Origin of the sequence: Acinetobacter sp. YH12140, assembly GCF_013418475.1 — a bacterium.
Taxonomy (GTDB): Bacteria; Pseudomonadota; Gammaproteobacteria; order Pseudomonadales; family Moraxellaceae; genus Acinetobacter; species Acinetobacter amyesii.
In genome coordinates this window covers 231,878-240,433 of sequence record NZ_VPBZ01000008.1, presented here as the reverse complement: position 1 = coordinate 240,433, position 8,556 = coordinate 231,878, and the positions used below count along the sequence as shown (strand labels likewise).

Sequence of the window (8,556 nt, the reverse complement as noted above, 5' to 3'; positions counted from 1 at the left end):
AGCAAGAGTGAACCACCTGATCCCTTCCCGAACTCAGAAGTGAAACCTCTTAGCGCTGATGGTAGTGTGGGGTTACCCATGTGAGAGTAAGTCATCGCCAGCTCATTATTCGAAACACCCCCTGATACGTCAGGGGGTGTTTTTTTTATGTGCGGGGAAAAAGGGAAAGGAAAAGAACGTTATAAAAGTAGAAAAAGCTAAAGCACAAAAATAGGAAAACGAGAGATATTTAAAATGAATGAGGCTAAACAGCGCTAAAAATTTACATCAAGGTGAGTTTATATTCTTTATAGTGAAGTACGGTCTCAATGTATAAAAAGAATAGGATGTACATATGCTCCAAAATCTCGATGAAGTCTCTGTTTTAGAGATATTGCAGCAACGCTTTGAGGCAAATATGCAGCGGCATCCAGAATTGCTTCGGGATGATGTTAAAAAACAATTGATTGTACAGCCCTTAAAACTAAAAAATTTAATCGAAATGGAAAAAACAGGCGGTGAGCCAGATATTGTGATGCTGAATCAGCAATCTCATGACCTGATATTTTATGATTGCAGTTTAAAGTCGCCAAAGCTTAGACGAAGCTTATGTTATGACCTTGATGCCTTGGAGAACCGGAAGGATCATCCTTCCCAAAAATAACGTTATAGACATGGTTCGAGACATCGGTGCTCAGCTACTGACGGAAGAAGACTATCGAGTGATACAGCAAGTTTTTCATTTCGATTTAAAGACTTCGAGTTGGATCGTAACGCCAGCGGATATTCGGCAAAAGGGCGGGGCACTGTTTTGTGACCGACGTTACGATCATGTATTTAGCTACCATAATGGCGCGCAGTCATATTATGCGTCTCGTCGATTTCGCTGTTAGCTAGTGATCGCTTAATCTCAGTGCTCTCAATGCATTTAAAACAATCAAGAGCGTTCAAACGAGCTTTTCTAAAGATGTAATTACGTTTGTTTTTTAGACATTTAAAATTTTTCTAAACTAAAGATAGAAATAAATGATGGTGTGTCGTTCTGAAGTTTAATGAAAGAATAGAAGAATTAGACCTAAAAACTAGGATATTATGATTTAAAAAAATCAGTTAAATAATCATATATTGATAATGTTTAATAATTAAACTAAAACATGAAAAATAACACAATTAACATGCACTTATAAGCAATTCGATTTATTAAACATACGTCTAATATCCCTAGAAATTACTGTTCCGTATATTCCGTGGCTGTTGAATTTTACTTAAAAATTCAATGAATGTTATGGACAAGTACTCATGGGAGATGAGAACGATGACAACGGAAAAAATAGACATAAATTCTGTAGTCGATAAGGCTAAATTTACCCCGTTCCACTTCAATGTAGTGGCTTGGTGCTTATTGATTATTTTATTTGATGGCTACGATTTAGCGATTAATGGCGTGGTTTTACCATTATTGATGCAAGACTGGGGCTTAACTGCAATGCAAGCGGGGATGCTTGCCAGTACTGCGCTCGCAGGCATGATGTTTGGTGCCATGTTCTTTGGTTCTTTAGCAGATAAGATTGGCCGTAAAAAAGTCATCATGATCTGTATTGTTTTATTTAGTGGTTTGACCTTTGCCGGTGGTTTTGCGTCAAATCCAACAGAATTTGGTATTTTGCGTTTCTTGGCTGGTTTAGGGATTGGCGGTGTAATGCCTAACCTTGTGGCTTTAACGTCGGAATACGCGCCGCAGAAGATGCGCAGTACACTAGTAACGACGATGTTTAGTGGTTATGCAGTCGGTGGTGTGATGGCGGCACTTTTAGGTTCATGGTTCACCCCTGATTTTGGTTGGCAAATCATGTTCTTTATCGCAGGTATTCCACTTTTCCTTTTACCTGTCATTTGGAAATTCTTACCTGAATCTTTGGCATTTATGGTGAAAGAAAACAAACAGGAAAAAGCCCGCAGTATCGTGAAGCGCTTAGCGCCTGAAGTGAAAGTGACTGAAAATACAGTGTTCACTTTACCGCAAGAAAATGTACCTGAAGCTGCTAACGTGGTGAGTTTGTTCCGCCGTGGTCGTGCCGTAAATACATTGCTGTTTTGGGTGGCGTTCTTTACGTGCCTATTGACCATGTATGCGCTAAGCAGCTGGTTACCAAAACTGATGATGGCAGCCGGTTATTCTATGGATAACAGCTTGATGTTCATGATGGTCATGAACGTGGGCGCAGTTGTGGGTATTGTTGGCGGTGGTATTTTGGCTGACCGTTTCCATTTAAAACCTGTGCTGATGGTTTTGGGTATGATGGGCGCGATTGTGATGAGCTTGATGGGCTTCCAGTCAAATCAATTCTTGCTATACATCTTGGTATTCTTGGCAGGTGCTGCATCTATTGGTTCGCAAATGCTGCTGTACAGCTATGTGGCGCAGTATTACCCACTTGCTGTACGTTCGACAGGTATTGGTTGGTCTTCTGCCATTGGTCGTATGGGTGCGATTGTAGGGCCGATTCTGATTGGTGGTTTACTTGGTATGAACTTACCTGCGCATTTCAACTTTATGGCGGTGGGTTTACCTGTACTGATTACTGCGATCGCGGTTGCATTGATCATGCATGAAAACGACAGTGATAAAATTGATGTTAAAGAGGCAACTACAGCCAAAGCTTAAGTTATGATTCTTTAAAAAGAAAAGCCTCCGAAAGGGGGCTTTTTTGGGTTATTTAAAATGCTAATAAAATAATTATTTTATATTTTCTAATATTCTATATTTATAAGTTTTTAAAAAAGATATAAAAACTTAACTATGACTATTTTATGGGGGGAGAGATGGAGTTTATTGAGCAAATTAAAGAAGTAATGAAGGAATCGCGAAAAGAAATGCATGTTGATCAAATAGCAGAAGCAATCGTAGCGAAATATCCTCATACTCAGCAGCATCTAGATGTTTTATCTAAGAAAATCTCTTCGATACTTTCAAAGGATATTGACAAATATAAAACAAAATCAGAGTTCACAAAACCAAAAAATTCTAAAGGTGCTCCAAGACGGGGAATTTACAGATTAAAAATCAAAAAAGTTGTACCTGATATTGTTCCACCGCCACCTACAGTTAATGCACTGTATACGGGCAAGGCTGGTGAATTTGCAGTGATGGCTGAATTATTTTTTTTGGATTTAATACATCATATATGGCTGTTGATGATGGTATTGATCTTGTCGCAGCAAAAGATAATAAATACTTTCATATACAGGTTAAAACAGCCAATATATCTGAATCAAATAATCAGTATAGATTCACGATAAATCAGAGATCTTATGATTCAAAGGATGCATCATCTACTTTCTATATTTTTGTATTACGATCATGTAATGGTCCATCTTATGTAAATAATTATATTATTCTTCCAAATAGTGATATCAGTCGATTACTGGAATCTGGAACTATTACACAAGCGGCTAAATTATCCATTCGTATTGAACGCGATAAAAATGGAAAATATTTATTAAATTCAAAGGAAACTGTGAATTACGCTTTAAATAGATTTGATAAAATTCGTTAAATAAACTGATTTATATGACCAATTCTGCCATGGTCATTAATTGACAAGCGATATTTATAGAAATTACAAATAGGTATTATGATCATGCAATTTAATTCTATCTCCCCAATCCCTGAAGATGATGAAGAACTGCATCTGCCTGAACTGGTGTACTGGGCATCTTTAGGTGAACTCGCAGAAGTCGAAAAATCTTTGGCAAATGGCACAGACGTAAACTCTGCCGATGACGAAGGCTACAGCGCACTGCATGCAGCCGCAGAAAACGGCTATTTAGACGTAGTGAAGCTATTGGTAGGCAAAGGTGCAGACGTACAGCACAAAACCCAATACACCGCTTTAGAACTTGCAGAAATGGCAGGCAATGACGATGTTGTGGCGTACTTAAAAAATTTGTAAGCCATATATTTTATGAATCAACATTATAAAATACCCGCATGCAATATGCGGGTATTTTCATTTTAGTATTATTGTTGCTGTTGCTGTTGCTGTTGCTGTTGCTGTTGCTGTTGCTGTTGCTGTTGCTGTTGCTGTTGCTGTTGCTCAAGCTCCTGCTGAATCGCTTGATTAAACGCAGGCAAGTCATCTGGACAGCGAGAAGTAATGAGCACCCAACCGCCCGTATTACAGCGGTGCACCTGCTCATCGACCCAATGTGCACCCGCATTTTCCAAATCCAAACGAATACTTTTATAAGACGTCAGAGTTTTATCACGAATTCGTTCAGCATTAATGAGCGCCCAAGGACCATGACAAATTGCAGCAATAGGTTTTTGATGGTCAGCAAAGTTTTGAATAAGTCGCAGTGCATCTTCATCGATCCGTAGATGATCTGCATTGACAGTTCCACCCGGAATCACCAATACATCATAGTCTTCAGCATTTACGCTGCTCAATTGGGCATTGGGTTGGACTTCAGCTTCGACCTTTTTGTCGGCTTTTACTGTCTGGACCGCAGCATGTTTAACAGCGGCATGAATGGCTTCAATTCCCTTTTCATTTAAATAATTTAAGGGTTGAATCAGCTCATCATGTTCAACACCGACATTTGACGTTATTACTAAAGCTTTTAAAGTCATGATTGACTCCTTGCAATGAGGATTGTCTACCACGCTAACAAGCTGACGGATTTGGGTATGTAATAATTTCGCAGGAAACTGTAAGAAGTTTTGACAGAGATGTTATGCGAAAGTTCTAGATTAGAGCGAACTTTTAAAAATCAGCTAGAAAAAGAAAACCCCAACATCCTGTTGGGGTTTTCTTCGTATTTCGTATTTCGTATTTTAGATACAACTCCATGTCATATCTCACGTCCTGATGCAGAAACTATTCTTATTGTTTTGGTGTTTCGGAAACTTCCTGTTTCCTGATAGCTGTAGATTAGGCCTGTTTGAATAAATTGAATAGCAGCAATTTTCTGCATGTCATGTAAGCCAAAACGTACAAAATTATTCTGTTACCTTTCCAAAGAAAAATCATCTGATTAATTGATTAGAATCAAATGATTATAAAAGGGAAGGGAACAGTAAATGAAACAATGTATACAATATTTTCGAACGCCTAGCCTCATCGTCGGTATCTTGATGACAGCCGCATGCCATGCGGAAAACACCGCATCTACAGCGCAGGATCAAACACCAAGCCAAGCTCAAAAATCGGCACAAATCCAGCAAGAACAACGCTTTAAAATACAAAAAATCGCTCAATTTAATGAGCCTTGGGCCATCCAGCCGCTCTCAGACGGACGTTTATTGCTGACAGAAAGAAAAGGTCAACTGATCATCTTTAATCCTCAAAACCAGCAGAAAATACAGGTGAAAAACCTTCCCAAAGTTGCCTATGGTGGACAAGGCGGCTTAGGTGATATTGCACTTGATCCGCAGTTTGAAAAAAATCATCAGATATACCTGAGCTATGCAGAAGCAGGACAGGGCGGTTATGGCGCTGTCATCGAAAAAGCCATATTAAACCTCAATGAAGCTGCACCAAGTTTAAAACAGCGGGAAATCATTTGGAGGCAAATTCCAAAAGCAGAAGGTCAAGGCCATTATTCACACCGAATGCAGTTTGGTACAGATGGAAAATTATGGGTGAGTTCGGGGGAACGTCAAAAGTTTGATCCTGCACAAGATCTACAGTCAAATTTGGGTAAAGTGCTGCGCTTAAATAGTGATGGAACACCTGCTGCGGATAATCCATTTCAGACCCAAGGCGAGGTTGCAAAGCAAGTCTGGAGTTTCGGGCACCGTAACCCTTTAGGCATGGCATTTGATGCAAAACAACAGCTGTGGGTGGCCGAAATGGGCCCGAAAGGCGGTGATGAGTTAAATCTTGTGCAGCGTGCGAAAAACTATGGCTATCCACATGTGTCGAATGGTGATCATTATGATGATCAGCCGATTCCTGATCATCATACACGGCCTGAATTTGAAGCGCCTGCCATCAGCTGGACACCGGTGATTTCACCGTCGAGTTTGATGTTTTACCAAGGGCAAAAGTTCCCCTTGTGGAAAAATAAAGCGTTGATTGGTGGTTTGTCGTCTCAAGCAATCGTGATTGTGGATACAACACATCAACTGGCAACAGAAATCCAGCGCATCGACATGAAACAGCGGATCCGTGGCTTGATTGAGGCCAAAGATGGCGCCATTTGGGGGATTGAGGACGGTGAAAAAGCATGGTTATTCAAAATTGAGCCAAAATAGCGGCTAAGAAATAAACAAAAAATTCAAAAAATAAAAAAAAAGCCCCTACGGGGCTTCTCACATACAGGCCTGCACGAATTTTAAATACGTCAGCTAAGCCGCATAGTGCTCATCGGCATTAAAGGCATTGGCTTGAATTTGAATCAACTTACGATTTCCTTGTTCTCCATTCATCCGCCAATGCGCAATTTTAATATTATCAACGATCGCAACATCGCCTTTATTCCACTGTAAAAGCAGGGCATCTTTATACATCGCATCAAAAAATTGCTGCTTTTCCGCATCGCTCCATTCAATTTGCTGACCTTCTGGCGTGTAAATTTCCCAAGTCAGTTGCATGCCGTCCGCCGTCGAATCGATTTCAATCTCCCCGCGATTTTCAAAGCAATTTTTCGCGGCCTGATGGGCAAATGGATTGGTATTATTGGCAAAAGCCCACGGCTGAATCACATGCTTTTTTGTATCGGGGTGATGAATCACCAGTGGCGAACGCTGCAAGGTTAGTTTGGCTTTTTTATCTTGTCGAATCTCTAAACTAAACGGGCTCTTTTTCAGCAATAATCGGTCAAATAGTCCCACCTCACGTGCCGAAACATAAGAAAAATGGTTCCATGCGCCGAGATATTTTTCTTGTAGATGTTTCGGAAAACTCTCCCAAATTTGCTCTAAGTTATTAAATCCAGTTTCTGCTAAATACGTCGAAGGTTCCTGACAAAATAAGGCGATATAACGCGAGCGTTCTGAACGCACGCCGCCTTCAACATGCGGACCTTGTACTGAGTTTTCGACTGGACCTAATTGCACTGTGTTGCGATCTATATAACGACGGTAGTCGCCTGCGCCGAGCAATTTCTCGCTGTATTTTCGCATCCATGATGCAACCCAGCTGGGCATATTGGGGTTAAATGCATTCCATGGGGTAAACTGGAAATATTGTTCAATCAGTTGGTTAAATTGTTCGGGTTGCTCGATGTTAAAACCACGAAACAGTAAGATGCCATTTTCATGGATTTGTTGTAAAAGCTCTTGTCGATGCGCGCCAATATATTGTGCAAGATCTTGCGGGCTATTGTGTTCTGGAGCGGCATGAAAAATGCGGGTAAAACTATTCAGTTGTTGCTGTTGCAATTGCATAGGTCATTCTCTAATTTTTTAATTCAATTTTTATTGTTGTCGCCTAATCCCTAAGCGCTGACAGTTCGAGCTGCTGAACTCGCAGCCGTTATTCTGTCTAAATTCTCTGCCGATTATAAGTACAGTTTTACTGTTGCGATGTAAGTATTGTTGATAAATTGCGATTTTTCGACGAATAGAGTGCGATCGTTGAATGAATGACGACATGAAAAAAGCCCTCGACATCCTATCGAGGGCTTTTTAGATTCATTCTAAAGATATGACTCCTGTCATACCGATCAGCGTTCCTGCTGCATGTGCATTATTTATTTTTATTGCAAGACATCCTGTCTCTGTATGTTCTTACTATAGACGCGTTGCTGTTGAGGCCATAGGCGTAAATACTGCAAGCTCTGTAGGTAAATGCCTACAGCAGAACGCCGCTAAATCCTGTTAGTGTAGTGATGGATATAACAACAATGAGTTTCGCGCATGCCTGCAACACAAATCGATATACGGGTGCAATACAGCATAGAACAAGAGCAACAGCTGATAAATGCTGTCTTTGACGCCATACAACAGAGTTTTCAATTGCCTCGATATGACCGCAATATACGTTTGCAAGTGCATGCGCCACATCGGTTTCAGGTGTTTGATCATTTGACGCAGCCTGAGCGCTTTACGCATATCACCATTGATTGTTTTGCGGGACGAACCTTAGCAACCAAGCGTAAGTTATATCAATTACTGGTGCAGAATTTGGTGGAATTTGGCATTCCGGCCGACCATATCATCATTACCTTACGTGAAAGCCCTCTAGAAAATTGGGGGATACGAGGTGGTCAAGCCGCCTGTGATGTCGAGTTAGGTTTTCAGGTCGATGTTTAGTCTGTGCAAATACATGGATTGTTGCTTTTACGGAGCCTAAACGAAAAAAGCCCCGACATCCTGTCGGGGCTTTTTCGGATTCATTCTAGCGGTATAACTCCTGTCCTACCGTTAAGCTTCCTGCTCATTGTCTTATCATTGTTGTTTTATGTTCAGTGACATCCTGTCGCTGTATGACCTTAATATAAAAGTAATTCAATAACGTGAATAGTGTCTATTATCCGCATCTGATGTAAGCCAAAACGTACAACACCTAAATTATCATTTTGTCCGTCGCGTCAATGTATTGCATAGCAGATAGGCTATCGACCGATAGA

The 8,556-nt window shown here is 40.5% G+C and carries 7 protein-coding genes, 1 rRNA gene and 1 pseudogene; 7 read left to right on the top strand and 2 right to left on the bottom strand.

The window, feature by feature from the left end:
- The 5 genes and pseudogenes from rrf to FTU75_RS13605 all read left to right on the top strand — a co-directional run.
- Nucleotides 1–103 (top strand): 5S ribosomal RNA (gene rrf / locus FTU75_RS13625); the annotation flags it as partial.
- A 231-nt stretch (nucleotides 104–334) separates the two neighbouring features.
- A pseudogene (locus FTU75_RS13620) lies at nucleotides 335–872 on the top strand (DUF4256 domain-containing protein).
- Nucleotides 873–1,294: 422 nt separating this feature from the next.
- A complete protein-coding gene (locus tag FTU75_RS13615; RefSeq protein WP_180116196.1) occupies nucleotides 1,295–2,644 on the top strand; it encodes an MFS transporter in 1,350 nt (449 codons plus the stop codon).
- A 158-nt stretch (nucleotides 2,645–2,802) separates the two neighbouring features.
- Nucleotides 2,803–3,279, top strand: coding sequence for a hypothetical protein (locus FTU75_RS13610; protein ID WP_180116195.1), 477 nt, complete (start codon nucleotides 2,803–2,805; stop codon nucleotides 3,277–3,279).
- A 341-nt stretch (nucleotides 3,280–3,620) separates the two neighbouring features.
- Complete coding sequence (locus tag FTU75_RS13605) at nucleotides 3,621–3,932, top strand: ankyrin repeat domain-containing protein (protein WP_180116194.1); 312 nt, start codon at nucleotides 3,621–3,623, stop codon at nucleotides 3,930–3,932.
- Nucleotides 3,933–4,000: 68 nt separating this feature from the next.
- Here the strand turns inward: FTU75_RS13605 and FTU75_RS13600 are convergent, their stop codons facing one another.
- Complete coding sequence (locus tag FTU75_RS13600) at nucleotides 4,001–4,612, bottom strand: type 1 glutamine amidotransferase domain-containing protein (RefSeq protein WP_180116193.1); 612 nt, start codon at nucleotides 4,610–4,612, stop codon at nucleotides 4,001–4,003.
- Nucleotides 4,613–5,062: 450 nt separating this feature from the next.
- On the opposite strand from FTU75_RS13600, the gene FTU75_RS13595 reads away from it, so the two are divergent.
- The gene (locus FTU75_RS13595) at nucleotides 5,063–6,238 is read left to right on the top strand and encodes a PQQ-dependent sugar dehydrogenase (RefSeq protein WP_180116192.1); all 1,176 of its coding nucleotides are present in this window, start codon (nucleotides 5,063–5,065) and stop codon (nucleotides 6,236–6,238) included.
- Nucleotides 6,239–6,331: 93 nt separating this feature from the next.
- On the opposite strand, the gene FTU75_RS13590 is transcribed toward FTU75_RS13595, so the two are convergent.
- The gene (locus tag FTU75_RS13590) at nucleotides 6,332–7,372 is read right to left on the bottom strand and encodes a TauD/TfdA family dioxygenase (RefSeq protein ID WP_180116191.1); all 1,041 of its coding nucleotides are present in this window, start codon (nucleotides 7,370–7,372) and stop codon (nucleotides 6,332–6,334) included.
- A gap of 471 nt (nucleotides 7,373–7,843) precedes the next feature.
- Here FTU75_RS13590 and FTU75_RS13585 point away from each other — a divergent pair, with 471 nt between their 5' ends.
- Nucleotides 7,844–8,239, top strand: a complete 396-nt coding sequence (locus FTU75_RS13585) for a tautomerase family protein (protein ID WP_180116190.1) — start codon at nucleotides 7,844–7,846, stop codon at nucleotides 8,237–8,239.
- Nucleotides 8,240–8,556 lie beyond the last annotated feature (317 nt).

Bases quoted from the DNA above. Each gene is read 5' to 3' on its own strand.
- FTU75_RS13615 (WP_180116196.1), top strand. From the start codon at position 1,295: ATGACAACGGAAAAAATAGACATAAATTCTGTAGTCGATAAGGCTAAA.
- FTU75_RS13610 (WP_180116195.1), top strand. From the start codon at position 2,803: ATGGAGTTTATTGAGCAAATTAAAGAAGTAATGAAGGAATCGCGAAAA.
- FTU75_RS13605 (WP_180116194.1), top strand. From the start codon at position 3,621: ATGCAATTTAATTCTATCTCCCCAATCCCTGAAGATGATGAAGAACTG.
- FTU75_RS13600 (WP_180116193.1), bottom strand. From the start codon at position 4,612: ATGACTTTAAAAGCTTTAGTAATAACGTCAAATGTCGGTGTTGAACAT.
- FTU75_RS13595 (WP_180116192.1), top strand. From the start codon at position 5,063: ATGAAACAATGTATACAATATTTTCGAACGCCTAGCCTCATCGTCGGT.
- FTU75_RS13590 (WP_180116191.1), bottom strand. From the start codon at position 7,372: ATGCAATTGCAACAGCAACAACTGAATAGTTTTACCCGCATTTTTCAT.
- FTU75_RS13585 (WP_180116190.1), top strand. From the start codon at position 7,844: ATGCCTGCAACACAAATCGATATACGGGTGCAATACAGCATAGAACAA.